The organism is Rhizobium aouanii (genome assembly GCF_037002925.1).
GTDB lineage: Bacteria > Pseudomonadota > Alphaproteobacteria > Rhizobiales > Rhizobiaceae > Rhizobium > Rhizobium aouanii.
This window is the reverse complement of record NZ_JBAMYD010000002.1, coordinates 231788-255296: the sequence shown is the minus strand read 5'-3', so window position 1 is coordinate 255296 and position 23509 is coordinate 231788. Positions and strand designations below refer to the sequence as shown.

Below are 23509 nucleotides of genomic sequence, written 5' to 3'. Positions count from 1 at the left end.
GGCAGAGTTTTAGCCGGAACGCGCATAGGCTTTCTGCTCAGCGCCGACGCTCGATGCCGCGGCCTTTGCCGCCTCGTGCAGCCAGTCGTTTCCCCGCGCCGCCAAATCCTTCAGGATCGCCGCAACCGCCGCCGCATCGTCGGAATGGCAATTGGCGATCTCAAAGCCCATCAGTTCCAGCATCGTCAGCGAAAGCAGGATCTCGGGATGCCGGTCGATTTCGATCTTGCAGCTGTTCGGTGAGAGCCGGCGCACGAGGATGCGGCCGGAGACCCGATAGTGAGGATCGGCCGAGCGCGCCCGCCCATTGGCGATCTCGCTTGCATGGATCGCCACATCCCGCGGCCTGTGGCGAAGCGACCAGGCGGACGGCACCAGCGCCTTTGCCTCGCGCAGCACCGGCCCACCCTGCCATTCGGCATAGGCGACGAAACGCGGCCGGCCGAGGCTGCCGGTGCCGCCGCTGCGTGGCTTCGCCACGAAGGGTCCTGACCCCAACGGCAGCGCGTCTGCGAGCGCCTTGACATAGGCTGGTGGTGCCGGCTTCTTGCCGGGCTGCAACATTTCATATTTCTCCCAGAATTCCCGGCGTTCGGAATTCGGCAGCAGCAGCGCTTTGCGCAGCCATTTGTGGTCGCGCTCGAGGATGACGGGCAGTGGATTTTCAAGGCCTCTGCGATAGCCGCTCAGGATCAATTCGCCGATCATGCGAACCGAGGGACCGTCGCCGCCGCGGGCCAGCACGGCGCTTGCCGCAAGGCGAACGAGATCAAATGCATAGGGCATCACCGCTGCGTCGTCGAAATCATTGACGCCCCAGACGAGCCGGCCCTCGGTATCGCGCCATGTGCCGAAATTCTCCAGATGCGTGTCGCCGATCGCCAGTACCTGAGGCGCGCCTGTCAGTTGCGGGCAGATATCGAGGATGATCTCGCACCAGCGCCAATAGGTGGCGCGCAGGAAGACGAAATCGTCGCTCCGCATCTTCTCGTGCTTCTCCCGGAGATCGTCCTTGACGAGATCGTCGCCGAGTTCGCCGGCCAGCCAGCTCTCGAAATTCCGCACCGATTGCGATATCGTCGTCATGCCGCCGGCGCTCCATCATTTCGCGACCCGGTGCGGAGAATACGCGCGCCGCGCGAAGCTGCAATCGTCTTCGCATCGGAACGCCACAATCCACCGGTACTGGCCAGCGGTACCGGCCAGCTGTGCCGGCTCGCACGGCGACCGAAAGGTGAAGGGTTGCCGCGGCGACACGGTCCAGGCTTTCCATCGCCGCCCGGACCGATTTCAGCAATGTCCAGCTTGTCGAATGCGGCGCGCCATGCCACTTTCGCGGCTGCAAGAGGGGCAGACATGAGCGAGAGTGACAGGGGCGATTTCCGCGCGCGAATCCGCCGTAATTTTGCGCGGCAGGCGGCGATGGAGACGATCGGCGCGGAGCTGACGCGCGTCGAGCACGGCGTCGTCGAGATCGAGCTTCCCTTCGACGTCAAACTGACACAGCAGCACGGCATCCTGCACGCAGGCATCATTTCCGCAGCGCTCGATTCGGCCTGCGGCTTTGCCGCCTACAGCGTCATCGACCCGGAAGCCTCGATCCTGACGATCGAGTTCAAGGTCAATCTCATGTCGCCGGGGCGTGGCGATCGTTTCCTGTTTCGCGGGGAAATCACCAAACCCGGCTCCACCATTATCGTCGCCGACGGACGAGGCTACGCGATCAGCGACGGGCCGGCGAAACTCATCGCCTCCATGACCGGGACGATGATGGTGATCCGCGGTAGAGAGGGCATTACGGGATGAAGTTCGAACTGAAATCGGTCGCGGGGAAATCCATTCTTTTCGTCATGGCGGCGGAGGCCGAATACGGTCCCTTCCTGCGTTCTCGCATCGAACCTTTGATGACCGGCGTCGGCCCGGTCGAGGCGGCCATTGCGCTGAGCAAGACGTTGGCACGGCTGGATGCCGTCGACGACCTGCCCGATCTCGTCGTCTCCCTCGGCTCGGCCGGCTCGGCGAAACTGGAGCAGACCGAAATCTATCAGGTGACCTCGGTTTCCTACCGCGACATGGACGCCTCGCCGCTCGGCTTCGAAAAGGGCAAGACACCCTTTCTCGACCTGCCGGCAACGCTCGAACTGCCGCTGCGCATTCCAGGCATTGCCGAAGCAAGCCTTTCCACCGGCGGCAACATCATTTCGGGCACCGCTTATGCAGGCATCGACGCCGACATGGTCGATATGGAGACCTATGCGGTGCTGCGCGCCTGCCAGGGCTACAAGCTGCCGCTGATCGGCCTTCGCGGCATTTCCGACGGCGCCGTCGAACTGCAGCACATTTCGGGCTGGACCGAATATCTGCACATCGTCGACCGCAAGCTCTCTTACGGCGTCGACAGCCTGTTCACGGCGCTGGAGGATGGGGTTTTCTGGTTCTGAGCCCCTGAAGCGCCGCGCGCCTTGTCAGACGCGCGGGGACAATCGGAACAATAAAAACCTGATGCCGCCGATTTCCCGGATTGCAAGGCGAGACGCTTTTCATTAAAGCCTCGCCATGACCCAGACAGCACATCCCGACTCCGTTCTCATCGTCGATTTCGGCAGCCAGGTGACCCAGCTCATCGCACGACGCGTGCGCGAGGCCGGCGTCTATTGCGAGATCGTCCCCTTCCAATCGGCCGAAGAAGGCTTCCACCGCCTGCAGCCGAAGGCCGTGATCCTGTCCGGCAGCCCGGCTTCCACGGTGGACGAGGGATCGCCGCGAGCGCCTCAGATCATCTTCGACAGCGGCCTGCCGGTGTTCGGCATCTGCTACGGCCAGCAGACGATGTGCATGCAGCTCGGCGGCAAGGTCGAGAGCGGCCATCATCGCGAATTCGGCCGCGCCTTCCTCGATGTCGACAGGGACTGCCAGCTGTTCGAGGGCCTCTGGTCCTCCGGCTCGCGCCATCAGGTCTGGATGAGCCATGGCGACCGCGTCACCGCGCTGCCGGATGGTTTCGAGGTGGTCGCCACCTCCTCCAACGCGCCCTATGCCTTCATCGCTGACGAGAAGCGCAAATATTACGGCGTGCAGTTCCACCCGGAAGTCGTGCATACGCCTGACGGCGCCAAGCTGATCGGCAATTTCATTCACAACATTGCCGGCATCAAGGGCGACTGGTCGATGTCGGCCTATCGCCAGAAGGCGGTCGAGCAGATCCGTGCGCAGGTGGGCGACAAACGCGTCATCTGCGCGCTTTCGGGCGGCGTCGACAGCTCCGTCGCAGCCCTCCTGATCCACGAAGCCGTCGGCGACCAGCTGACCTGCATCCTCGTCGACCACGGGTTGATGCGCAAGGACGAGGCGGCCGGCGTCGTCGCCATGTTCCGCGAGCACTACAATCTGCATCTGCTGCACGTCGATGCCGCCGATCGTTTCATCGGCGAACTCGAGGGCGTCAGCGACCCGGAAACCAAGCGCAAGATCATCGGCAGGCTGTTCATCGAGACCTTCGAGGAAGAGGCAAAGAAGCTCGGCGGCGCCGACTTCCTCGGCCAGGGCACGCTCTATCCCGACGTGATCGAAAGCGTTTCCTTCACCGGCGGCCCGTCGGTGACGATCAAATCGCACCATAATGTCGGCGGTCTGCCGGAGCGCATGAAGATGCAGCTCGTGGAACCCTTGCGCGAGCTCTTCAAGGACGAAGTGCGCGCGCTTGGCCGCGAGCTCGGCCTGCCCGACAGCTTCATCGGCCGCCACCCCTTCCCCGGCCCGGGCCTTGCGATCCGCTGCCCCGGCGGCATCACCCGCGAAAAGCTGGAGATCCTGCGCGAGGCCGATGCGATCTATCTCGATGAAATCCGCAAGGCCGGCCTCTACGACGCCATCTGGCAGGCCTTCGCCGTGCTGCTGCCCGTCCAGACCGTCGGCGTCATGGGCGACGGGCGCACCTATGAATTCGTCTGCGCACTACGCGCCGTCACCTCCGTAGACGGCATGACGGCCGATTTCTACCACTACGACATGGAATTCCTCGGCCGCGCCGCCACCCGCATCATCAACGAGGTGCGCGGCATCAACCGCGTGGTCTACGATGTTACGTCGAAACCGCCCGGTACGATCGAGTGGGAGTGAAGGGGAGCTAGCAGTCGATAGATTCTAGGCGACCGGCAGATCTGCCGGTCTGTCGGGTGTCTCCCGCCCTCTTCGAACGGCGCCCATACGCCGTCAGCCGCACCCCAACCTTTGCGACTTTGTGGCCTTCAAATATTCGGTCGCGCGCTGCTCGAAGACGTTAGCGCGCGCGACCAGTTCTCGGCGTCGATCACACCGTCGTCGATCGATTACTGTTCCTTCTTGAACAAATCCTGGAAGATGAGCTGGCCCCAAGTGCGGCCGCGTGCGTGCACCAGCGCTCCACCCTCGTTGAGTTTTCCCAGCTTGACGGGTGCGAAGCCGAGTTGTTTGGCCAAGTCCGCCACGGGAGCGATCGCGTCCTCGTCGTCGCTCGACAGAAAGACGACCCGGTGTCCGCCCTCAACGACCGGATCGGCAGCCAGGGTGGCCGCAATCAGGTGATTGAAACCTTTAACGAGCTTGGCGCCGGTGAACGCCTTGGCGACGAAGGCGGAGGACGGGAGGCCGTCCAGCTCTTCAGGGACGGGAAATGCGTTCGTCGCGTCGATGACTGTCTTGCCTTCCCAGCTCGGCAGGGCCTTCGCAACCTCGCCATGCTCTCCGAACGGGACTGCCAGGATGATTGTGTCGGCCTCGAGTGCATCCCGCAGCGACTTGGTGACGACCGTGGGTCCAATCGCCCGAGCCTGCGGCGCCAACGCCTCAGGCGGCCGGCGGCTCGCGACGGTCACCTCGATGTTTTTACGGGCGAAGGCGTGGGCGAGGGCCTGGCCTATCTTGCCGAATCCTACAATTGCGTAGCTCATAATGCTTCTCCGATATTGTGTTGATATTGATTTCCCGGCCCTCAACGGCGCTGGGTTATCTGCCGAGCCCTATGGCGCTCCGAATAATCGAACGGAGCGCCTGGCCGGGTGCAGCGCATCAGAGTTGCGCAAGGCCGCCGTCAACCGCGACCTCGCTGGCGGTCATGAAGCTGCTGTCCGCCGACGCGAGAAAGGCAGCTGCCGCCCCAATCTCTGAAGGGTCGGCCATGCGCTGGAGCGGCGTCATCGCCCCGTAGGCCTTCTGGCCTTCCTCGCCCAGCGCCTCCTTCGCAAGTTCGGTCGCCGTCGCCCCTGGGGACAGCACGTTTACCCGGATGCCGGTGCCCTTCAGGTCCTCAGCCCAACTCCGCGCGAGGTTGCGTACCGCCGCCTTGCTTGCGCTGTAGGCCGTAAATCCCGGTGCGCCGGTGGTGCCGGCGCTCGATCCGGTCAGGATGATCGAACCGCCGTGGCCCATCAGCGGCAGCGCCTTCTGGACCGTGAAGATCGTACCCTTCACATTGGTGTCGAAGGTTTCGTCAATGTGTTCGGCGGTGATCTTGCCGAGCGCAAGCTGGCTTCCCGCCCCGGCATTGGCGAAGACGATGTCGAGGGTTCCGCGCTCGGCCTTCACCGCCGCGTAAAGCCGGTCGAGGTCGTCCAGATCGGAGACCGAGCCCTTCACCGCGCGGGCATTGGGCCCGAGGTCGGCCACAGCGGCGTCGAGCGCTTCCTGGCGGCGGCCGAAGATGAAGACGAAAGCGCCCTCCTCGATGAAGCGCTTGGCTGCGGCGCGGCCGATGCCGGTAGCGCCACCGGTGATCACGGCGGTCTTTCCATTGAGTCTGTTCATGTCACGCATCCTTTGATCGTTCGGGGACGCCCCGAGACCCTCGAAATGGCTCCGCCGGCATCAGTTGTTGAGTGCGGAAATGCGCACATCGGTGGTGCAAAATCGATCCGGTTGGACGACTGACACCAGCCGCGAGGATCCGTGTCCGCCGTTCAGAATTGGGCCGCGCTCGTCGATGTAAGCTATGATGACCGCCCGTACTGCTGTACGATACGTTCGATACGAGCTTTGGAAGGCGCACGGGGCGGTGCCGAATTGCACCATGATCGACTGGGATGACATTCGCTACTTTCTTGCCGTGGCGCGCGGAGGCTCTGTGCGGGCTGCCGCCGAGGGTCTCGGGGTGTATCACTCGACCGTGCTGCGACGCATCGCACAGCTCGAGGAACGCCTCGGGGCGCAGATGTTCGAAAAGCTGCCGTCGGGCTATCGCCTGACGGCAGCGGGCGAGGAGGTCCTCGAGCTCGCGAACCAGATGGAAGCGTCGTCGCACCAGCTGGAGACGCGCGTCTTCGGGCGCGACCAGAGCGTGCGCGGGCTGCTGCGGGTGACGTTGGCTCCGCCCCTCGCTGCACACCTGCTCATGCCGGACTTCGCCGATTTCGCGCGTCTGCATCCTGATATCGAGATGGAAATCGTGTCGTCCGGCGAGCTGGCAAATCTGACCAACCGAGAGGCCGATGTCGCGATCCGCGTCGTCTACGACCGCAAAACCCTGCCGCTCAACCTTCACGGCCTGAAGGGACCGGAGGTGTTCGGCGGCGTCTACATGGCTCGCGATCGACTGGCCGCATGGCGTGCGGGCGCGCCTGATCCGATCCGGTGGATCGTCATAAGCATGCATGGCATTCCGGATTGGGCCAGCGAGGGCGAGGTTCGCACGACAGGGGTTCCGTTCAGGACCACGGACGGCGAGGCGCAGATCGTTGCGGTACGGCAAGGGCTCGGGATGACGACGCTGCCGTGCTTCGTCGGAGATGCCGACCCCCTATTGGTGAGGGTGCCGGGCAGCGACCTGCACATGCATGGAACGCTATGGCTTCTCACACAGGGGGAGACACGCAAGACGAAGCGCGTGCGGCTCTTCACGGAGTTCGTATCCCGCAGGCTCGCCGCATACGCTCCGCTTCTCGCCGGGCTGCCCATATCGCGCGACTGACGCCCGGCAGGTCGCCGGCGACGCTTGCCGTCATCCGGTCGGAAGCCGAGCTGCGATTGCTTGAAGCGACGTCGTTCAATCCGCGAATGTTGCGCCGTTTGCGCTTTAGATCAGGATGATTTAGGCCCGATCGGCCTAAATCATCCTGATCTAAATCAAAGAAGTAGAGCATGATGTCGCCCGAAAACCGCTCACACTTTTCGGCATCATGCTCTAGCGACCGACACCTGCAAAGGGCGGAGCCGGTTCGCAATACTCAATCAGCAATTCGGTGAGGACCCGTATCTTCCGTGCGGGATGCTGACCCGGCGGACGGATGACATATGCACCTGCCGGGGGTGGTGGATAATGCGTCATGACCGGCACAAGCGCGCCGGAGGCTATAAATTCATGGGTAAGGCAATCGGGCAGGTAAGCGATCCCTAATCCTGCTGCCGCGGCGGCGACCAGAGCAGTGCCGTTGTCGGCTTTAAAGCGCCCCTGCGGACGAACCGTGATGATCTTGTCGCCATCCATGAGTTGCCAGGCTTCGGTGCCCTGCATGAGGGCCTCATGAGCGACGAGTTCCTCCGGCGTCTCGGGAGACCCATGCGCCTTGATGTAGTCCGGGCTTGCGACGAACTTCCCATAGATCGGTCCGACGCGTCTTGCGATCAAGTTGGAGTCCTGAAGATAGCCAACCCGGATCGCACAATCATAACCTTCTGTGATGAGATCGACGAAGCGATCACTGTAGCAGGTGTGGATGTGGAGCTGGGGGTGGCGGCGCGCCATTTCCGCGAGGATGGGAGCGAAGTGAGTCTGGCCGAAGGAAAGCGGCACGGCAACTCGCAAGCGGCCGCGAAGGTCACCGGCGGGTAGGATCGTTTCCCTGGCCACGTCGATCTCGGCGCAGACTCTCGCTGCATAATCTCGGAACGTGGTCCCTGCTTCCGTGAGAGCGGCGCCCCGGGTGGTCCGTGCAAGAAGCTGGACGCCAAGTTCCGCTTCAAGTCGGAAAAGCCGCCGACTGACGATTGACTTGGAGACGCCGAGCCGGAGCGCAGCCGACGAAACTCCCCCGGCATCAGCCACTTCCACGAAGGTCTGCAGTTCTTCGATGTCCATTAGCGTTCCCCTTTTCGCGACACAGCTTGCCATAAATGGGTGCTACCGCATCTCGAGTAGGAACGGCAATACTGCTTCCAGGCAACGTCGCCCCTGGCGCATGTCTCCCGCAAAACCAATGCCGCTCATGGGCGGCAGCAAAGGACGTAATAATGACCTTTCGTAATGGCCTTGCTTCGCTTCTTCGTCCCCAAGATTCGGTACTCGTTCTGATCGACCACCAGCCCTACCAGCTCGCGAACCTGAACAGCCACGATCCGCATGCAGTGGTCAACAACTCGACGGCCTTGGCAAAGGCCGCCAAGGCATTCGGTGTTCCGACCATCCTGACGAGCGTGATCGCCGATCGGGGCGGTCTGATTTTCCCGCAAATCACCGACGTATTTCCCGGCCAGGAGGTCATCGACCGGACCTTCATCAATACCTGGGAGGATCGGAAGGTCGTGGACGCGGTCAAGTCGACGGGCCGCAAGCAGCTGATCATCGCCGGCCTGTGGACCGAGGTATGCGTCGCGATGCCGGTGATCCAGGCGCTCGGCGAAGGCTGGGATGTGACTGTTATCACCGACGCGTCGGGCGGCACGTCGGTCGAGGCCCACGAGGTCGCCATCCAGCGCATGATCGCGGCTGGCGCGAACATGATGACCTGGCTGGCGCTGGCGTCCGAATGGCAGCGCGACTGGGCGCGCACCGAGCACGCCGGTGAGCTGACGGAGGTTCTCAAGCAGCATGCCGCTGGCAGCGGCATCGCGTACCTGTGGGAGCAGCAGCTGCTCAACACGCCGGTGCCTAGAGCATGATGCCGAAAAGTGTCAGCGGTTTTCGGACGACATCATGCTCTAACTATCTAATTTAGAACAGGATGATCTGAGCGGGGGTGCAGAGGCTTTCGAGTGACGCGTTGCGAAAAGGCTGATTGCTTATCGAGACTCTTCACCCCCTCTTGATAGGAAGACCGTCCATGCCTGGATGCGCGCGGCCGTCATGATCGACGACCACGAGCCGCACTGCTTTCGTCACGCGCGGAGGTCCGCGGCCAGGCGCGCCAGGCCAACCTACTGACCGACCACACGATGAGGGTGATTGAGTGGGCAAAGGCTGGCCGCTTACGGGCCTCGATACCGGAGAATGTCCAGAAGCAGGCTCAAAACGGGGGAAGGCTGGCGCCGGCTCGGATAGTACAGGTGATATCCGGGAAACGTTGGACACCAGTCCTCGAGCACCCGGATCAGGCGCCCGTCCACTATCGCAGGCATCACCTTGTCTTCTGGCATGTAACCCAGTCCCAGGCCGTCGAGGGCAGACTGATATCTGAGTGCGAGGCTGTTGAACACGAGTTGCCCCTCGGCGCGCACCCTCACTTCACGTCCGTCTTTTTCCAGTCCCCACGTGAATAGACCTCCATAGGTCGGTAGCCGCGCGTTGATGCAGCTGTGGGCCGCCAGATCGTGGGGGGTTTCGGGACGCGGGTTGCGCTCAAAGTAAGCGGGAGATCCAACCAGAGCCATGCGCATATCAGGCCCGATGCGGACTGCAATCATGTCCTTAGCGACCTGTTCGCCCATCCGGACGCCGGCGTCAAAGCCTTCGGCAACAATATCCCTCAAGCCGGCATCAATGATGATCTCAACCCGAATGTCCGGATAGTCCAGCAGGAACCTGTTGAGGGCCGGCTGGAGGATGCTTACGGCCGGGTGTTCACCGGATGTGATCCGGAACGTCCCTGCGGGCTTGTCCCGAAGCTCGCTCAGGGCTGCCAGTTCCGCCTCGATCTCCTCAAAGCGTGGTCCAACGGTACGCAGCAGGCGTTCCCCGGCGTCGGTGGATGATACGCTGCGCGTGGTGCGGGTCAGCAGACGAAGTCCCAGCCTCTCCTCAAGATTGCGGATTGTCTGGCTGAGCGCCGATGGCGACACGCCCAACTGCGCTGCAGCCTTGGTGAAGCTCCGTGCCCGCGCCACCGCGGCGAATGCAGCAAGGTCGTTGAACTCCATGGATTTGTTAGCTCTCCTAAATACCGCATGCGGATTATAGCACATTATCATCCAGTGCTCAGCCGCCTATCTTGACGAGGCCGCTCCTGCTTTACGCGCCGGCACAGGCGGCGGTGACGCATTGCGTCTCCAGGCAATGATGCACAGCGCACTCACTCACGAAGGATCTTTCATGCGGAATGTTGAACGTCCCGGCCCGGAAATCGGGCGTCGATCGCTGCTCGGAGCGGCAGGATTGGTTGCGGCCGCCACCATCGGCGCCGCCGCGATCGGTCCCGCCGCCGCACAACAGGCAACGCCTGTGACGACCACGCTCTCCTCCGGCGCCCGGCGCAAGCTCGGCACTCTGGAGGTCTCCAGCGTCGGCATCGGCATCCAGAACATGCACCGCAACTTTCAGACGACCATCCCGACCCGGTCTGAAATGTACAACATCATCCGGACGGCTTTCGATCGTGGCGTTACCTTCTTCGATTGCGCCGAGGCTTATGGTCCGCATGAGGGTGAGCGCATTCTCGGGGAAGGCATTGCCGCATTCCGTGACCAGGTCGTGATCACCTCCAAGTTTGGCTGGGACGTTGACCTGGTGACCGGCGAACGTCGCCCGGGCCGCATCAGCCGCCCCGATCACATCAAGCTCGCGGTCGACGGTATGCTCAAGCGTCTTCGCACCGACCGCATCGATCTTCTCTACCAGCACCGTGTCGACCCGGAAGTGCCGATCGAGGATGTCGCCGGCGCCATCAAGGATCTGATCGCAGAGGGAAAGGTCTTGCACTGGGGCCTCTCCGAGATGGGTCTGAAAACGCTTCGCCGCGCCCATGCAGAACTAGCTCTCACCGCCGTCCAGAACGAATATTCCATGGTATGGCGCGGGGCCGAGGAAGAAGTCATCCCCACCTGTGAGGAGCTCGGCATTGGCTTCGTGCCGTGGAGCCCTCTGGGTGTCGGGTTCCTCACCGGCGCCATCGACGCGCGGACGCGCTTTGCAGAGGGCGACATCCGCCACGATGAATCCCGCTACTCGCCGGAGAACCTGCCGCACAACCTGACCCTTGTGAACGTGGTCAAGACGTGGGCGGAGCGGAAACAGGCAGCGCCTTCGCAGATCGCGCTGGCGTGGCTCCTGCACCAGAAGCCGTGGATTGTACCGATCCCCGGCGCCACGCAAATGCCGCACATGCTCGAAAACATCGGCGCGCCCGCAATCCAGTTCACCCCGGCCGAACTCGATGAGCTGAATACCTCGGTGCGCGCAATCGAGATCAAGGGACAGCGCCTGCCCGATCGCGTGCTGCAGTTCTCGGGCGTGGAAGCGCGCGAAAAAGCTTAGTCAACCGACGCCTCGGAAACGGAAAGGGTCGTCTATGACCAGGAAACTCGGAAGCCTTGAAGGCCCGGCCCTCGGCCTTGGCTGCATGGGAATGGGCGGCATGTATGGCACTCCCACCGACCGACCTGCGATGCTCGAACTGTTCCGGGGCGCTTACGGTCGTGGTGTCATTGAGGGCTCGATCGGGAGGAGTCGGCCCGGTGATTGCTAAGCCCGTATTCATGGCGCTGTCCTTGGTTCTGGGAACATCCGGGGCTGAGACCGCGCAGCCAAACTGATCGAAGCGGCAGTTGAAGAAGAGATCCCTGGGGATTGGCAAGGCCTATACCGCGAATTCCGGGACCTGATCGAAGGCCTGCCGCGATCGCCGACGACAGCGCAGCTTGAACTGTTGCTGGATGAATTGACGGCCCTGCGCACAAATATTCTTAACCGGCTGGAAATTCGGGTTAAATCGACAAAACAGCGCGGCAATGCCGATTATATCGAGCGTCACATACAGAATTCAAATCCCGAATCCGCCTCTGAACTTGAACCAAGCTTCGAAACGAAGCAGGGCGCGATAGCTGAGCAAGACAACGACCGAGGGGCCGTGGCGCCAGAGAAGGGTAGGGGTGAGGCAGCCTATCCGCACGGGCAGAAGAAGGAGGAAGAGCAAAGTCGACGGCCGGACGTCCTCAATGATGGTGGCGGACTGAAGTCCTTCCCACTCGGCCTGGTTCTGCAGGCCTGCCCGGAAATCCTTGCCTATGGGCCGAATGGCGCAATCCGCAACTGGCGCGATTTGATGGCCGCAGCCGTCATAGTTCGATCGATGCTGGGCGTCAGTCCGTCGGCCTACGAAGAGGCCGCCAATGTGATGGGTCCGGAAAACGCTGCGACCGTGATGGCATGCATCCTGGAGCGCGGCGGCCACATTAATTCGGCCGGTGGCTATCTTCGAGGCCTGACGCGGAGAAGCGAAAAGGGAGAATTCGCGATCGGCCCGATGCTGATGGCGCTTCTGCGGGCAAACGCGCCGGCCGGCCGGAAGGTTGGATAGTGTCCAGCCTCCGTGTGGGCGTGTGGCTAAGCGCGGATAAGCCTTCGCTCCAGAAAACCCTGCATGTCGCGACGTCCGTCTACGACACAGTAGACGACGACATCCGTGCCCAGGATCCGATAGATCATGCGCCACGGCTTATGGTGCAGTTCCCGATATTCGGAAATTCCGATCCCCGCCAACTCCTTCGGAATATTTCCGCGGGCGGGGAATTCTTCAAGCTCGACGCAGGCACTCTCGATGTCCGTCAGGATGCGCTCTGCCGTCTCGGCGCCGTCGCGGCTAGCGATGAAGCGACAGAGATCCTCGATGTCGCGTTCCGCATCCTCAGCGAAAAGAACACGATATGGCATCAGGATCGGCTGTCCGCCAGACGTTTGCGGATGCGCGCGAAGGATTCCGCAGCGGGGCGCAGTTTACCCTCCTCGACCTGCCGGTTGGTGAGCGCCAGCACTTTCAGGAGCGCCAATGTCTCCTGGGTTTCTTCATATTGGCCGACGTCCTGAAGGATGGCTTTCGCCTCGCCGTGAAGCGTAATGACGACCGGCTGCGGGTTATCCTTCAATGTCCGGATGATCTCAGGAGCGTGCGCCTTGAGATAGCTGATCGGCTTGACCTGTTCTGACAGCTTCATGGCAGATAATCCCTTTCGACCAGAATATAGATCATCAAGTGGTCGATTGAAAGAGGCCTTCGATGGGAATCGCCGGATCCGCACTGTGCTTGTTGAATTGCCGGCCGCCGCCAGTTACAGTATCTGGTACGCCATAATACGATTCTTGCATTCGGCTGTCGCGCGTGCAAAGTCAAACACTGAGGTAGACAATGAGCGGTGCTCTGAAGGACGCAATTCGAGTCGAGCGTCCGGCAAAGACCTTGCGGGAACTGGCGCTCGACAAGGTCCGCGAAGCCATCGTCAATGGATATTTCCGTCCCGGAGATCGCCTTGTCGAGCGTGACCTCTGCGCACAGCTCGGCGTCAGCCGAACAGTCGTGCGCGAGGTTCTGAGGCATTTGGAATCGGAAGGGCTTGTCGCCAATCTGCCGAACAAGGGGCCGATCGTCGCGCAACTCGACATCGACGAAGCCAAACAGATCTATGAGATCCGCGGCGCGCTGGAAGGCATGGCGGCACGGCTGTGTGCGGAGCGCCGCAGCCCCGAGATCGTCGCTGCGCTGGAGGAATCTCTGGCCGGGATCCGCAACAGTTACCGCGACAACGACATGGCGGCTGTGCTGACGAACACCTCTTCCTTCTATCACACGTTGTTCACGATGGTTGACAGAAACGTTGCCTGGGGTGTCGTCAATCTCCTCACCGTGCGCATAAACCACCTGCGCTCGATGACGATCAAGACGGAGAGGCGCGGCATCGAAGGGCCGCTGCAGATGTCGAAGATCGTCGACGCCATCCGCCGCGGCGACGGCGAGGGGGCTTACCGGGCGGCGATGGATCACGTCGCCGCCGCGAGCGCTATCGCTGAAGCGGTGCTGTCCGCCAAGAAGCCTGCCGACTAGGCACGAGCGAAGCCCTGACGCTTCCCCGCACGCCCTGGCAAAGCGCTCATCTCAGCTGTCGATATATCACTCCCGCTATTCGCGATGATGTTCCGCGCAATTCAGCGGAAATCCATACTCCCCGCTTGACACCCAACTTTGTCCAATGTGATGGTATGCCATATTAAATAATATATAAGGCGGTACCATGAACTGGGATGACCGTGACTTCTGGACTCCGCCTGCCTCCACGGGGCGCCGCCATGTCGTTTGTCAGCTGACAACGCGCTGAAGGGAAGAAAACGCTGCCCGGAGTCGAGAGTGCGCGCGCGCCAAATTGAAAAACTCCGCCTCGGCCTGAACTGCGTCCTCTCAGGAACTAACTTGACACTCACATATTATGGTATACCATAATACGATATTGAGAAATGAGGTGCTCGATGGCCATTCAAATTCGCAAGACGGGACTGCAGATCGAAACGACGCTGATCGAAGGCGGCAAGGCCGCGGCGGTTCCGCTGAAGCTGTTTACCGCCTTCGCGGTCGTGAAGAACCCATGGGCAGGTCGCGGCTTCGTCGACGATCTTAAGCCCGAGATTCACGCAGGCGCTCCGGTGCTCGGCGAGTTGCTGACCAAGATGATCATCGATGCGGTCGGGTCCGGCGAGGCTATCGAGGGCTATGGAAAGTCCGCCGTCGTCGGCCTGGACGGCGAGATCGAACACGGGTCCGCGCTCATCCACACGCTGCGCTTCGGCAATTTTTATCGCCAGGCCGTCGGCGCGAAGTCCTATCTTGCCTTCTGCAACACACGCGGTCCTGCTAATGCGCCGATTATGATCCCGCTGATGGACAAGAACGATGAAGGCCGCCGTTCACACTACCTGACCATCCAAACCTCGATCCCCGACGCACCCGCTGCCGACGAGATCGTCGTGGCCCTCGGCGCTTCGATAGGCGGGCGCCCACATCACCGCATCGGCGACCGCTACCAGGATCTGAAAGATCTGGGGCAGGACGTTGCCAATCCTGCGGGCGTTTGAGGGAGCGGCTCTGAGATGCTGACAGCCGGATCGACCACACGCACCGCTGCAGCAACAAACGCCGCCGGTGCCTTGCCCCGAAAGACGACGTTAAGCGGAACGGCCTATCACGAGGCCGGCAGCGGTGAGCCGTTGGTTCTCATTCATGGCGTCGGCATGCGGCTCGAGGCCTGGGCTCCGCAGATCGCATTCCTGTCTGCGGGCCACCGCGTCATCGCCGTCGATATGCCGGGACATGGGGAGAGCGCAAAGCTGCCGGTGGGCAGTCGGCTCGAGGAGTTCGTCGCCTGGTTCGGACGCTTTCTCGACGATATGGCAATCGACACGGCAAATGTTGCCGGGCACTCGATGGGCGCACTGGTTTCAGGAGGGGCGGCCGCGACCTTTGGCGAGCGTATCAGCCGTGTCGCTTACCTCAACGGTGTCTACAGGCGTGACCCTGAAGCAAAGGCCGCCGTGCTTTCGCGCGCCGCGGCCATCCCGGTATCGGGCGTCGACAAGGAAGGCCCTCTGGCCCGTTGGTTCGGCGATGATGTGCACAGCGTCACTGCGCGTGAATTGACGCGAAAATGGCTGAACCTCGTCGATCCCCAGGGATATGCCGTCGCTTACGCCGCTTTCGCGGGCGGAGACGAGACCTATGCTGACGGCTGGAAAGACGTGGCTGGCCCGGCCCTGTTTCTGACGGGGTCCGATGATCCGAACTCGACCCCCTTGATGGCGACGCAAATGGCAGAGCTTGCGCCGCGGGGCTACGCCCGCATCGTCGAAGGTCATCGTCATATGGTGAACCTGACCGCGCCTGATATCGTCAATTCGCTACTCGCTGAGTGGCTGTCGTTCGGGGAGGATGAACGATGACAATCCAGACTGTCGACCCAAGAGCACTGCGAGATGCATTCGGGGCTTTTCCGACCGGGGTGACTGTCGTCACCGCCTGCGACGGGGAAGGACATCCGATCGGCTTCACGGCGAACTCCTTCACCTCGGTCTCGCTCAATCCACCACTTCTCCTCGTCTGCCTTGCCAAGACGTCGCGCAATTTCGCCATCATGACCGGAGCGCAGCATTTTGCGATCAACGTGCTTTCGGAAACGCAGAAGGACGTGTCGAACACTTTTGCGCGTCCGGTCGAAGACAGGTTTGCGGCGGTCGAATGGGCAAGAGGATCGGCAGGCTGCCCGATATTCTCGAACGTGGCGGCCTGGTTCGAATGTGCCATGGAGCAGGTTATCGAGGCTGGCGACCACGTCATCTTGATGGGACGCATCGAAGCTTTCGACAATAGTGGCCGCAACGGCCTCGGTTATGCGCGTGGCGGTTACTTCACGCCGACGCTGGCAAGCAAGGCGGTGTCCGCGGCAAGCGAAGGCAATATGGAACTTGCGGCCGTTGTCGAGCGCCGCGGGGAGGTTCTGCTGCTCGGCGAGGATGTGCTTTCCCTGCCAAGTGTCGACGCCCATGACGGCAGCCCGACCGAGGCACTGCAAAAATACCTGGAGACATCGACCGGGCTGAAGGTCAGCATCGGCTTTCTCTATTCGGTTTATCAGGGCAAGAGCGACGGCAAGCAGCACATCGTCTATCACGCCGTTGCCGGAGAGGGCGAGCCTGCCGGCGGCCGGTTCCTGAAGCCTGATGCATTGGTTGCGGCAAAGTTCAAGACCAGTTCGACCGCCGATATTATCAGCCGTTTCGCGATGGAAAGCTCGATCGGCAATTTCGGCGTCTATTTCGGCGACGAGACCGGCGGCACCGTTCACCCAATTCCAGCCAAGGACGCAAAAGCATGAAGTTTTCCCTCTTCGTCCATATGGAACGGCTCGACGCCAGCCAAAGCCATAAGAGCCTCTACGAGGAATTCGTCGCGCTCTGCGAGATCGCCGACAAGGGCGGTATGCACGCGATCTGGACGGGCGAGCATCATGGCATGGATTTCACCATTGCGCCCAATCCGTTTGTGACCATTGCCGATCTGGCGCGCCGCACATCGCGGGCGCGGCTCGGGACGGGGACGGTGATCGCCCCCTTCTGGCATCCGATCAAACTCGCCGGCGAGGCCGCCATGGCCGACATCATCTGCGACGGAAGGCTGGATATCGGTATCGCGCGCGGGGCCTATTCCTTCGAATACGAGCGTCTGCTGCCCGGTCTCGATGCCTGGGGCGCTGGTCAGCGCATGCGCGAGCTCATCCCGGCGGTCAAGGGCGTATGGGCCGGCGACTACGCCCATGACGGGGAATTCTTCAAGTTTCCGTCGACCACCTCGGCGCCGAAACCGCTGCAGCAGCCGAACCCGCCCATCTGGGTTGCCGCGCGCGATCCGAACTCGCATGAATTTGCGGTCGCCAACGGCTGCAACGTTCAGGTCACGCCCCTCTGGCAAGGCGATGACGAGGTTCAGTCGTTGATGGAGCGCTTCAACGACGCCTGCACCAAGAATCCCGAGATCGAGCGGCCCAAGATCATGTTGTTGCGCCATACCTATGTCGGCTCGTCGGAGGACGATGTCGCCCAGGCCGCCCATGAACTGAGCACCTACTATAATTATTTCTTCGCCTGGTTCAAAAATGAGAAGCCGGTTACCCAGGGTCTGATCGAACGGATCCCGGACGAACAGATCAGAGCAAACGCGATGCTGTCGGACCAGGTCATGCGCAGCAACAATGTCGTTGGCGACGCTGAGACCGTCATCGCCCGGCTCAAGGGGTATGAAGCGCTCGGTTATGACGAATATTCCTTCTGGATCGACACCGGCATGAGCTTCGAGCGCAAGAAGGCGTCGCTCGAGCGCTTCATCACCGAGGTCATGCCAGCCTTTCAGGAGTGAGACCATGCGGCGTTTCCAGCACTACATCGACGGCGAATTCTCAGATGGCGAGGCCAGCTATCCGAGCATCGATCCAGCCTCCGGCGCGGTCTGGGCGGAGATGCCGGAAGCGCGCGAGGGCGATGTCGATCGGGCTGTCAACGCGGCCGACAGGGCGCTTTACGAAGGCCCATGGCCGAAAATGATGGCCACGCAACGCGGCAAGCTGCTTTACAAACTGGCCGACCTGGTTGCCGCCAACGCGCAGGTGCTCGCTGAACTGGAGACGCGCGACACCGGCAAGATCATCCGTGAGACATCGGCGCAGATCGCTTATGTCGCCGAATACTATCGCTACTATGCCGGCATCGCCGACAAGATCGAAGGCGCCTACCTGCCGATCGACAAGCCCGACATGGATGTCTGGCTTCGCCGCGAGCCGATCGGCGTCGTTGCGATGGTCGTGCCGTGGAACAGCCAGCTCTTCCTGTCCGCAGTGAAGATCGGCCCGGCGCTGGCGGCCGGCTGCACGATGGTGGTCAAGGCCTCGGAAGACGGGCCGGCGCCGCTTCTCGAATTTGCACGGCTCGTGCACGAGGCCGGCTTTCCCGCAGGCGTCGTCAACATCATCACGGGTTTCGGCGCCTCCTGCGGCGCTGCCCTCGGCCGGCACCCGAAGGTCGCGCATGTCGCTTTTACCGGCGGCCCTGAAACCGCCCGGCACGTCGTTCGCAACTCGGCCGAAAACCTCGCCTCCACCTCGCTTGAACTTGGCGGCAAGTCGCCATTCATCGTCTTTGCCGATGCAGATCTCGAGAGCGCTGCCAATGCCCAGGTAGCGGGCATCTTCGCTGCGACAGGACAGAGCTGCGTTGCCGGATCGCGCCTCATCGTCGAACGCAGTATCAAGGACAAATTCGTCGCCCTGCTGCGGGATAAGGCGGAGGCGATCCGGATCGGTGCTCCGCTCGATATGGCGACCGAAGTCGGCCCGCTTGCCACCAAGCGCCAACAGGACAATATCGGCGCCCTCGTCGCCAAGTCGATCGAAAGCGGTGCCCGCCTCGTCACGGGAGGGCGCAAGATCGACGGCGACGGCTATTATTTCCCGCCGACGATTCTCGACTGCGACGATGTCGCCTCGCCGTCGCTGATCGAGGAGTTCTTCGGGCCGGTCCTGTCCGTCGTGTCGTTCGAGACGGAGGCCGAGGCGCTGCGGCTTGCCAACGATACCCGCTATGGCCTGGCTTCCGGCGTCTTCACCCAGAACCTGACCCGGGCGCACCGGCTGATGAAGGGGCTCCGTGCCGGGATCGTCTGGGTCAACACCTACCGCGTGGTCTCACCGATCGCGCCGTTCGGCGGTTTCGGCCTGTCGGGCCATGGCAGGGAAGGCGGCATGGCCGCAGCTCTCGACTATACCCGCACCAAGACGATCTGGCTCAGGACATCGGACGATCCGATCCCCGACCCCTTCGTGATGAGGTAGCGCCGATGTTTTACGAAATCCGCACCTACCGGCTGAAGAACGGCACCATCCCGCAATATCTCAAGGTCGTCGAGGAAGAGGGGATCGAGATCCAGAAGAGCCATCTCGGCACGCTCGTCGGTTACTTCTTTTCGGAGATCGGAACGATCAACGAGATCGTCCACATCTGGGCCTTTGCGAGCCTGGACGACCGGGAGGCGAGGCGCCAGAGGCTTTTGGCCGATCCCCGGTGGCAGGCCTTTCTGCCCAAGATCCGCGATCTCATCGAAGTAGCGGAAAACAAGATTATGAAGCCAGCTAACTTTTCTCCCAGGAGCGAGGCGCACTGACGGCATAAGGCATACAGGACAAACCAGAACAAGGATAAGGGAACATGAAAACAAGATTTGCTGTCGCGGCGGTTGCCGCATTCGTGGCTGTGTCCGTACCGGCGCACGCCGACAACATGGTCTTTTCGAGCTGGGGAGGAACGACCCAGGACGCGCAGAAGGCTGCATGGGCCAGCCCGTTCACGGAGAAGACCGGTATCACCGTCGTACAGGACGGACCGACGGATTACGGCAAGCTCAAGGCGATGGTCGAGGCTGGCCAGGTCACCTGGGACGTGGTCGACGTCGAAGGCGACTATGCCGCCCAGGCCGGCAAGAATGGCCAGCTGGAGAAACTCGATTTCTCCGTTATCGACAAGTCCAAACTCGATCCGCGCTTCGTGACCGACTATTCGGTCGGCAGTTTCTATTATTCCTTCGTGATCGGCTGCAATGCCGATGCCGTCAGCGCCTGCCCGAAGACCTGGGCGGACCTGTTCGACACGACAAAGTTTCCGGGAAAGCGCACATTCTACAAGTGGTCGGCTCCCGGCGTGATCGAGGCGGCGCTGCTTGCCGACGGCGTGGCCGCCGACAAGCTCTATCCGCTTGATCTTGACCGCGCCTTCAAGAAGCTCGATACGATCAAATCGGATATCGTCTGGTGGTCGGGCGGCGCACAGTCGCAGCAGCTTCTGGCATCCGCCGAGGCTCCCTTCGGCAGCATTTGGAACGGCCGCATGACCGCGCTTGCTGCGAGCGGTATTAAGACCGAGACCTCATGGGAACAGAACATCACCGCTGCGGATTCGCTCGTCGTGCCGAAGGGTTCGCCGAACGTGGAAGCCGCGATGAAGTTCATTGCGATGGCGACCTCGGCCGAACCGCAGGCCGCCCTTGCAAAAGCCACCGGATATGCACCAATCAACGTTGACTCGGCCAAGCTGATGGATCCGGAGACGGCCAAGACCCTGCCGGATCAGCAGACGGCCAGCCAGGTGAATGCCGACATGAACTACTGGGCGGACAATCGCGATGCCATCGGCGAGAAGTGGTACGCCTGGCAGGCGAAATAGCCTGAAACTTGAGATGAAAGGCACGGCGAATGTTCGCCGTGCCTCCCGCAGCGGCGAAGCTCCTTTGTCGGACTTCGGCGCCTGCGGAAATTGACGGGTGGGAAGGACTGTCATGTCGACATATAGCGATGCCTCCGGCGCAATTGCGCCCCTGCCAAAGGTGCGCAGGGCAACAGGGTTCGGCGGGGTCCTTCCGGCTCTCGCTTTCGTGACGATCTTTTTCATCGCGCCGGTAGCGGTGCTCTTGTTGCGAAGCGTTCTGGAACCAGTGCTGGGCTTTGGAAACTATGCGCAGCTGATCGGGTCCGCGACCTATCTCAAGATTTTCGCCAACACCTTCATCGTCTCTGGTCTTGTCACGGTGATTTCGCTGCTGATCGGATTTCCCGTTGCCTGGGCGCTGGCAATCATGCCCGGGCGGCTGACCTCGGTGATCTTTGCAATCCTGCTCCTGTCGATGTGGACCAACCTGCTGGCCCGCACCTATGCCTGGATGGTGCTGCTGCAGCGGACGGGGCTGATCAACAAGATGCTGATCGGAATGGGGCTGATCGACAAACCCTTGGCACTCGTCAACAATCTGACGGGGGTCACGATCGGCATGACCTATATCATGCTGCCCTTCATCATCCTGCCGCTCTATGGCGTGATCAGGAAGATCGACCCGTCGACCCTGCAGGCGGCAGCACTTTGCGGCGCCAACCGGTGGCAGTGCCTGACCCGTGTCCTGCTGCCCTTGGCCATGCCCGGCATGGCGGCTGGTGCCCTCATGGTCTTCGTCATGTCGCTTGGTTATTTCGTCACGCCGTCGCTGCTCGGCGGCACCGCGAACATGATGCTCGCAGAGCTGATTGCGCAATTCGTGCAGTCGCTGGTCAACTGGGGCATGGGAGGTGCTGCGGCGCTAGTTCTCCTCGTGGTGACCCTGTCGCTTTATGCCGTGCAGCTGCGCTTCCTCGGCAACCAGAACCCGGGAGGGCGTTGACATGTTGCTCAATTTCGACCGCCTCGGCTGGTGGAAATATATCCTGCTGGCGATCACGCTTCTGACTGCGGCCTTTCTGCTGCTGCCGATCGTCTTTATCGCGGCGCTGTCGTTCGGCTCCTCGCAGTGGCTGATCTTTCCGCCGCCGGGCTGGACGTTTCAATGGTACAGCGAGCTCTTTGCCGATCCGCGCTGGCTGGAATCGGCCTGGACGAGCTTCAAGATCGCGGTCATCGTGACGATCCTGTCGGTGCTGCTCGGGCTCGTGACGTCCTTCGGGCTGGTGCGCGGTTCGTTCTTGTTCCGCGATGCGCTGAAAGCACTGTTCCTGACGCCGATGATCCTTCCCGTCGTGGTTCTTGCGGTCGCCCTCTATGCCTTTTTTCTGAGGATCGGCTTGGGCGGCACGTTGGCGGGTTTCGTCATTTCGCACCTCGTTCTCGCGCTGCCCTTCTCGATCCTGTCCATATCCAGTGCGCTGGAGGGCTTCGACAAGTCGATCGAGGATGCGGCGGTTCTGTGCGGGGCCTCGCCTCTGGAAGCAAAGATCAGGGTCACCCTGCCGGCGATCAGCCATGGGCTGTTTTCGGCGGCCGTCTTCTCGTTCCTGACATCCTGGGACGAGGTGGTGGTGGCGATCTTCATGTCCAGCCCGACCCTGCAGACGCTGCCCGTCAAGGTGTGGGCGACGCTGCGGCAGGACCTGACGCCGGTTGTCGCCGCGGCGTCGACCCTTCTCATCCTTTTGACGATCCTCTTGATGGCGCTTGTTGCCGTCGTGCGTAAGGTATTGAAACAATGAAAGAACCATTCCTTCAGATCCGCGCAATACGCAAGGAATACGGCCCTGTCGTCGCCGTCCACGACGTCAATCTCGACGTTCGGCGCGGGGAGTTCCTGACCTTTCTTGGACCGTCGGGATCGGGCAAGAGCACGACGCTCTACATCCTGGCCGGCTTTGAAACGCCGACGAAAGGCGACATCACGCTGGAGGGCAAGACCCTGCTCGACACGCCGTCGCACAAGCGCAACATCGGCATGGTGTTCCAGCGCTACACCCTGTTTCCGCACCTGACTGTGGGCGAAAACATCGCATTCCCGCTGAAGGTCAGGCGCAAGTCCAAGGCCGAGGTCGACAGCAAGGTGAAGGAGATGCTGCGCCTCGTCAGGCTCGAAGGCTTCGAGGATCGCAAGCCCGCACAAATGTCCGGCGGCCAGCAGCAGCGTGTCGCCCTTGCCAGAGCCCTTGCCTATGATCCGCCGGTGCTTCTGATGGACGAGCCGCTGTCGGCGCTCGACAAGAAGCTGCGCGAGGAAATCCAGCATGAGATACGCCGGATCCACCAGCAGACCGAAGTGACGATCCTCTATGTCACGCATGACCAGGAGGAGGCGCTGCGGCTCTCCGACCGCATCGCCGTCTTTTCCAAGGGTGTCATCGATCAGATCGGGACAGGCCCGGAACTCTACGCCAATCCGCGGACCCGCTTCGTTGCGGAATTCATCGGCGACAGCGACTTCATTTCATGCGACCTGCTGTCATCTTCCGACGGGCAGGCCACCATTTCGCTTGGCGGCGGGAGCGTCTTCAATCATATTCCGGTGCATGGAAAAGGAACCTCCGGGACGAGGGCAGCCCTGATGCTGAGGCCTGAGCGCATTCGGTTGTCGCGAAACCAGGCAGCAGGAGCGGGTCTTGCCGCAACGGTCAGCGACATTACCTTCCTCGGCAACAATATTCACGTCTCGACCGAGACGGCGACGGGCGAGGCGCTGGCGGTTCGCCTGCCGTTCGGTCACGAGGCTATCGCGGGGCTCAGCCGTGGCGATATAGTCCATCTGAATTTCGATCCCGGTGCTGCTCACGTATTCTGTTGAAAGTTGTC

Annotated in this window: 24 protein-coding genes and 1 pseudogene; 18 read left to right on the top strand and 7 right to left on the bottom strand. The window is 61.7% G+C overall.

What is annotated here, in order from left to right; all coding sequences use genetic code 11:
* Positions 1-9: 9 nt before the first annotated feature.
* Entirely contained in the window at positions 10-1086 is a 1077-nt protein-coding gene (locus V8P77_RS04585; RefSeq protein WP_335910958.1) for a DUF2252 family protein, read from the bottom strand.
* Positions 1087-1356: 270 nt separating this feature from the next.
* Here V8P77_RS04585 and V8P77_RS04580 point away from each other — a divergent pair, with 270 nt between their 5' ends.
* From V8P77_RS04580 to guaA, 3 genes are all read left to right on the top strand, one after another.
* Positions 1357-1806, top strand: coding sequence for a PaaI family thioesterase (locus tag V8P77_RS04580; RefSeq protein ID WP_335910957.1), 450 nt, complete (start codon positions 1357-1359; stop codon positions 1804-1806).
* On the top strand, positions 1803-2441 hold the full coding sequence (locus tag V8P77_RS04575; protein WP_335910956.1) for a 5'-methylthioadenosine/S-adenosylhomocysteine nucleosidase: 639 nt from the start codon (positions 1803-1805) through the stop codon (positions 2439-2441). The genes V8P77_RS04580 and V8P77_RS04575 overlap by 4 nt, the downstream gene beginning before the upstream one ends.
* 115 nt (positions 2442-2556) lie before the next feature.
* Positions 2557-4119, top strand: a complete 1563-nt coding sequence (gene guaA / locus V8P77_RS04570; protein WP_020052549.1) for a glutamine-hydrolyzing GMP synthase — start codon at positions 2557-2559, stop codon at positions 4117-4119.
* 209 nt (positions 4120-4328) lie between these two features.
* Here guaA and V8P77_RS04565 read toward each other — a convergent pair whose 3' ends face one another.
* Positions 4329-4928 carry an NADPH-dependent F420 reductase gene (locus tag V8P77_RS04565; protein ID WP_335910955.1) on the bottom strand — a complete coding sequence of 200 codons (600 nt, stop codon included), beginning with the start codon at positions 4926-4928 and terminating at the stop codon, positions 4329-4331.
* A gap of 118 nt (positions 4929-5046) precedes the next feature.
* Entirely contained in the window at positions 5047-5781 is a 735-nt protein-coding gene (locus V8P77_RS04560) for an SDR family NAD(P)-dependent oxidoreductase (RefSeq protein ID WP_335910954.1), read from the bottom strand.
* Between the two features lie 262 nt (positions 5782-6043).
* Here V8P77_RS04560 and V8P77_RS04555 point away from each other — a divergent pair, with 262 nt between their 5' ends.
* Complete coding sequence (locus V8P77_RS04555; protein ID WP_335910953.1) at positions 6044-6940, top strand: LysR family transcriptional regulator; 897 nt, start codon at positions 6044-6046, stop codon at positions 6938-6940.
* Positions 6941-7153: 213 nt separating this feature from the next.
* Here V8P77_RS04555 and V8P77_RS04550 read toward each other — a convergent pair whose 3' ends face one another.
* A complete protein-coding gene (locus V8P77_RS04550; protein WP_335910952.1) occupies positions 7154-8047 on the bottom strand; it encodes a LysR family transcriptional regulator in 894 nt (297 codons plus the stop codon).
* 152 nt (positions 8048-8199) lie between these two features.
* On the opposite strand from V8P77_RS04550, the gene V8P77_RS04545 reads away from it, so the two are divergent.
* Positions 8200-8847, top strand: a complete 648-nt coding sequence (locus tag V8P77_RS04545) for a hydrolase (protein WP_335910951.1) — start codon at positions 8200-8202, stop codon at positions 8845-8847.
* A gap of 306 nt (positions 8848-9153) precedes the next feature.
* On the opposite strand, the gene V8P77_RS04540 is transcribed toward V8P77_RS04545, so the two are convergent.
* The gene (locus tag V8P77_RS04540; RefSeq protein WP_335910950.1) at positions 9154-10041 is read right to left on the bottom strand and encodes a LysR family transcriptional regulator; all 888 of its coding nucleotides are present in this window, start codon (positions 10039-10041) and stop codon (positions 9154-9156) included.
* A 172-nt stretch (positions 10042-10213) separates the two neighbouring features.
* Between V8P77_RS04540 and V8P77_RS04535 the strand changes: the two genes are divergently transcribed.
* Complete coding sequence (locus V8P77_RS04535; protein WP_335910949.1) at positions 10214-11374, top strand: aldo/keto reductase; 1161 nt, start codon at positions 10214-10216, stop codon at positions 11372-11374.
* A gap of 268 nt (positions 11375-11642) precedes the next feature.
* Positions 11643-12416, top strand: a pseudogene (gene repC, locus V8P77_RS04530) (plasmid replication protein RepC); the annotation flags it as partial.
* Between the two features lie 26 nt (positions 12417-12442).
* On the opposite strand, the gene V8P77_RS04525 reads toward repC, so the two are convergent.
* Together V8P77_RS04525 and V8P77_RS04520 are read right to left on the bottom strand one after the other, a co-directional pair.
* Entirely contained in the window at positions 12443-12769 is a 327-nt protein-coding gene (locus V8P77_RS04525; protein WP_335910948.1) for a type II toxin-antitoxin system RelE/ParE family toxin, read from the bottom strand.
* Positions 12769-13050 (bottom strand): type II toxin-antitoxin system Phd/YefM family antitoxin, encoded by a 282-nt coding sequence (locus V8P77_RS04520; RefSeq protein ID WP_027667297.1) that lies wholly within the window; start codon positions 13048-13050, stop codon positions 12769-12771. Before V8P77_RS04520 ends, V8P77_RS04525 begins: the two co-directional genes overlap by 1 nt.
* A 191-nt stretch (positions 13051-13241) precedes the next feature.
* Between V8P77_RS04520 and V8P77_RS04515 the strand changes: the two genes are divergently transcribed.
* The 11 genes from V8P77_RS04515 to V8P77_RS04465 all read left to right on the top strand — a co-directional run bounded on the left by V8P77_RS04515 (position 13242) and on the right by V8P77_RS04465 (position 23501).
* Positions 13242-13934: a GntR family transcriptional regulator gene (locus V8P77_RS04515; RefSeq protein ID WP_011654275.1), complete on the top strand. Its 693-nt coding sequence runs from the start codon at positions 13242-13244 to the stop codon at positions 13932-13934.
* Between the two features lie 419 nt (positions 13935-14353).
* Entirely contained in the window at positions 14354-14956 is a 603-nt protein-coding gene (locus V8P77_RS04510) for an amino acid synthesis family protein (RefSeq protein WP_335910946.1), read from the top strand.
* A 15-nt stretch (positions 14957-14971) separates the two neighbouring features.
* Complete coding sequence (locus V8P77_RS04505; RefSeq protein WP_335910945.1) at positions 14972-15817, top strand: alpha/beta fold hydrolase; 846 nt, start codon at positions 14972-14974, stop codon at positions 15815-15817.
* A complete protein-coding gene (locus V8P77_RS04500; RefSeq protein ID WP_335910944.1) occupies positions 15814-16749 on the top strand; it encodes a flavin reductase family protein in 936 nt (311 codons plus the stop codon). Before V8P77_RS04505 ends, V8P77_RS04500 begins: the two co-directional genes overlap by 4 nt.
* A complete protein-coding gene (locus V8P77_RS04495; protein WP_335910943.1) occupies positions 16746-17786 on the top strand; it encodes an LLM class flavin-dependent oxidoreductase in 1041 nt (346 codons plus the stop codon). The genes V8P77_RS04500 and V8P77_RS04495 overlap by 4 nt, the downstream gene beginning before the upstream one ends.
* Positions 17787-17790: 4 nt before the next feature.
* Positions 17791-19254: an aldehyde dehydrogenase gene (locus V8P77_RS04490; RefSeq protein ID WP_335910942.1), complete on the top strand. Its 1464-nt coding sequence runs from the start codon at positions 17791-17793 to the stop codon at positions 19252-19254.
* A 5-nt stretch (positions 19255-19259) separates the two neighbouring features.
* Positions 19260-19583 (top strand): NIPSNAP family protein, encoded by a 324-nt coding sequence (locus tag V8P77_RS04485; RefSeq protein WP_003538302.1) that lies wholly within the window; start codon positions 19260-19262, stop codon positions 19581-19583.
* Between the two features lie 44 nt (positions 19584-19627).
* Positions 19628-20638, top strand: coding sequence for a polyamine ABC transporter substrate-binding protein (locus V8P77_RS04480; protein WP_335910934.1), 1011 nt, complete (start codon positions 19628-19630; stop codon positions 20636-20638).
* A 112-nt stretch (positions 20639-20750) separates the two neighbouring features.
* A complete protein-coding gene (locus V8P77_RS04475) occupies positions 20751-21623 on the top strand; it encodes an ABC transporter permease (RefSeq protein ID WP_335910933.1) in 873 nt (290 codons plus the stop codon).
* 1 nt (position 21624) lies between these two features.
* Positions 21625-22425: an ABC transporter permease gene (locus V8P77_RS04470; protein ID WP_025398202.1), complete on the top strand. Its 801-nt coding sequence runs from the start codon at positions 21625-21627 to the stop codon at positions 22423-22425.
* Positions 22422-23501 carry an ABC transporter ATP-binding protein gene (locus V8P77_RS04465; RefSeq protein ID WP_335910931.1) on the top strand — a complete coding sequence of 360 codons (1080 nt, stop codon included), beginning with the start codon at positions 22422-22424 and terminating at the stop codon, positions 23499-23501. Before V8P77_RS04470 ends, V8P77_RS04465 begins: the two co-directional genes overlap by 4 nt.
* Positions 23502-23509: the final 8 nt, after the last annotated feature.

What these genes read in the sequence shown, in the direction of transcription:
- V8P77_RS04585 (WP_335910958.1), bottom strand. Translation starts at nt 1,086, where the DNA reads ATGACGACGATATCGCAATCGGTGCGGAATTTCGAGAGCTGGCTGGCC.
- V8P77_RS04580 (WP_335910957.1), top strand. Translation starts at nt 1,357, where the DNA reads ATGAGCGAGAGTGACAGGGGCGATTTCCGCGCGCGAATCCGCCGTAAT.
- V8P77_RS04575 (WP_335910956.1), top strand. Translation starts at nt 1,803, where the DNA reads ATGAAGTTCGAACTGAAATCGGTCGCGGGGAAATCCATTCTTTTCGTC.
- guaA (WP_020052549.1), top strand. Translation starts at nt 2,557, where the DNA reads ATGACCCAGACAGCACATCCCGACTCCGTTCTCATCGTCGATTTCGGC.
- V8P77_RS04565 (WP_335910955.1), bottom strand. Translation starts at nt 4,928, where the DNA reads ATGAGCTACGCAATTGTAGGATTCGGCAAGATAGGCCAGGCCCTCGCC.
- V8P77_RS04560 (WP_335910954.1), bottom strand. Translation starts at nt 5,781, where the DNA reads ATGAACAGACTCAATGGAAAGACCGCCGTGATCACCGGTGGCGCTACC.
- V8P77_RS04555 (WP_335910953.1), top strand. Translation starts at nt 6,044, where the DNA reads ATGATCGACTGGGATGACATTCGCTACTTTCTTGCCGTGGCGCGCGGA.
- V8P77_RS04550 (WP_335910952.1), bottom strand. Translation starts at nt 8,047, where the DNA reads ATGGACATCGAAGAACTGCAGACCTTCGTGGAAGTGGCTGATGCCGGG.
- V8P77_RS04545 (WP_335910951.1), top strand. Translation starts at nt 8,200, where the DNA reads ATGACCTTTCGTAATGGCCTTGCTTCGCTTCTTCGTCCCCAAGATTCG.
- V8P77_RS04540 (WP_335910950.1), bottom strand. Translation starts at nt 10,041, where the DNA reads ATGGAGTTCAACGACCTTGCTGCATTCGCCGCGGTGGCGCGGGCACGG.
- V8P77_RS04535 (WP_335910949.1), top strand. Translation starts at nt 10,214, where the DNA reads ATGCGGAATGTTGAACGTCCCGGCCCGGAAATCGGGCGTCGATCGCTG.
- V8P77_RS04525 (WP_335910948.1), bottom strand. Translation starts at nt 12,769, where the DNA reads ATGCCATATCGTGTTCTTTTCGCTGAGGATGCGGAACGCGACATCGAG.
- V8P77_RS04520 (WP_027667297.1), bottom strand. Translation starts at nt 13,050, where the DNA reads ATGAAGCTGTCAGAACAGGTCAAGCCGATCAGCTATCTCAAGGCGCAC.
- V8P77_RS04515 (WP_011654275.1), top strand. Translation starts at nt 13,242, where the DNA reads ATGAGCGGTGCTCTGAAGGACGCAATTCGAGTCGAGCGTCCGGCAAAG.
- V8P77_RS04510 (WP_335910946.1), top strand. Translation starts at nt 14,354, where the DNA reads ATGGCCATTCAAATTCGCAAGACGGGACTGCAGATCGAAACGACGCTG.
- V8P77_RS04505 (WP_335910945.1), top strand. Translation starts at nt 14,972, where the DNA reads ATGCTGACAGCCGGATCGACCACACGCACCGCTGCAGCAACAAACGCC.
- V8P77_RS04500 (WP_335910944.1), top strand. Translation starts at nt 15,814, where the DNA reads ATGACAATCCAGACTGTCGACCCAAGAGCACTGCGAGATGCATTCGGG.
- V8P77_RS04495 (WP_335910943.1), top strand. Translation starts at nt 16,746, where the DNA reads ATGAAGTTTTCCCTCTTCGTCCATATGGAACGGCTCGACGCCAGCCAA.
- V8P77_RS04490 (WP_335910942.1), top strand. Translation starts at nt 17,791, where the DNA reads ATGCGGCGTTTCCAGCACTACATCGACGGCGAATTCTCAGATGGCGAG.
- V8P77_RS04485 (WP_003538302.1), top strand. Translation starts at nt 19,260, where the DNA reads ATGTTTTACGAAATCCGCACCTACCGGCTGAAGAACGGCACCATCCCG.
- V8P77_RS04480 (WP_335910934.1), top strand. Translation starts at nt 19,628, where the DNA reads ATGAAAACAAGATTTGCTGTCGCGGCGGTTGCCGCATTCGTGGCTGTG.
- V8P77_RS04475 (WP_335910933.1), top strand. Translation starts at nt 20,751, where the DNA reads ATGTCGACATATAGCGATGCCTCCGGCGCAATTGCGCCCCTGCCAAAG.
- V8P77_RS04470 (WP_025398202.1), top strand. Translation starts at nt 21,625, where the DNA reads ATGTTGCTCAATTTCGACCGCCTCGGCTGGTGGAAATATATCCTGCTG.
- V8P77_RS04465 (WP_335910931.1), top strand. Translation starts at nt 22,422, where the DNA reads ATGAAAGAACCATTCCTTCAGATCCGCGCAATACGCAAGGAATACGGC.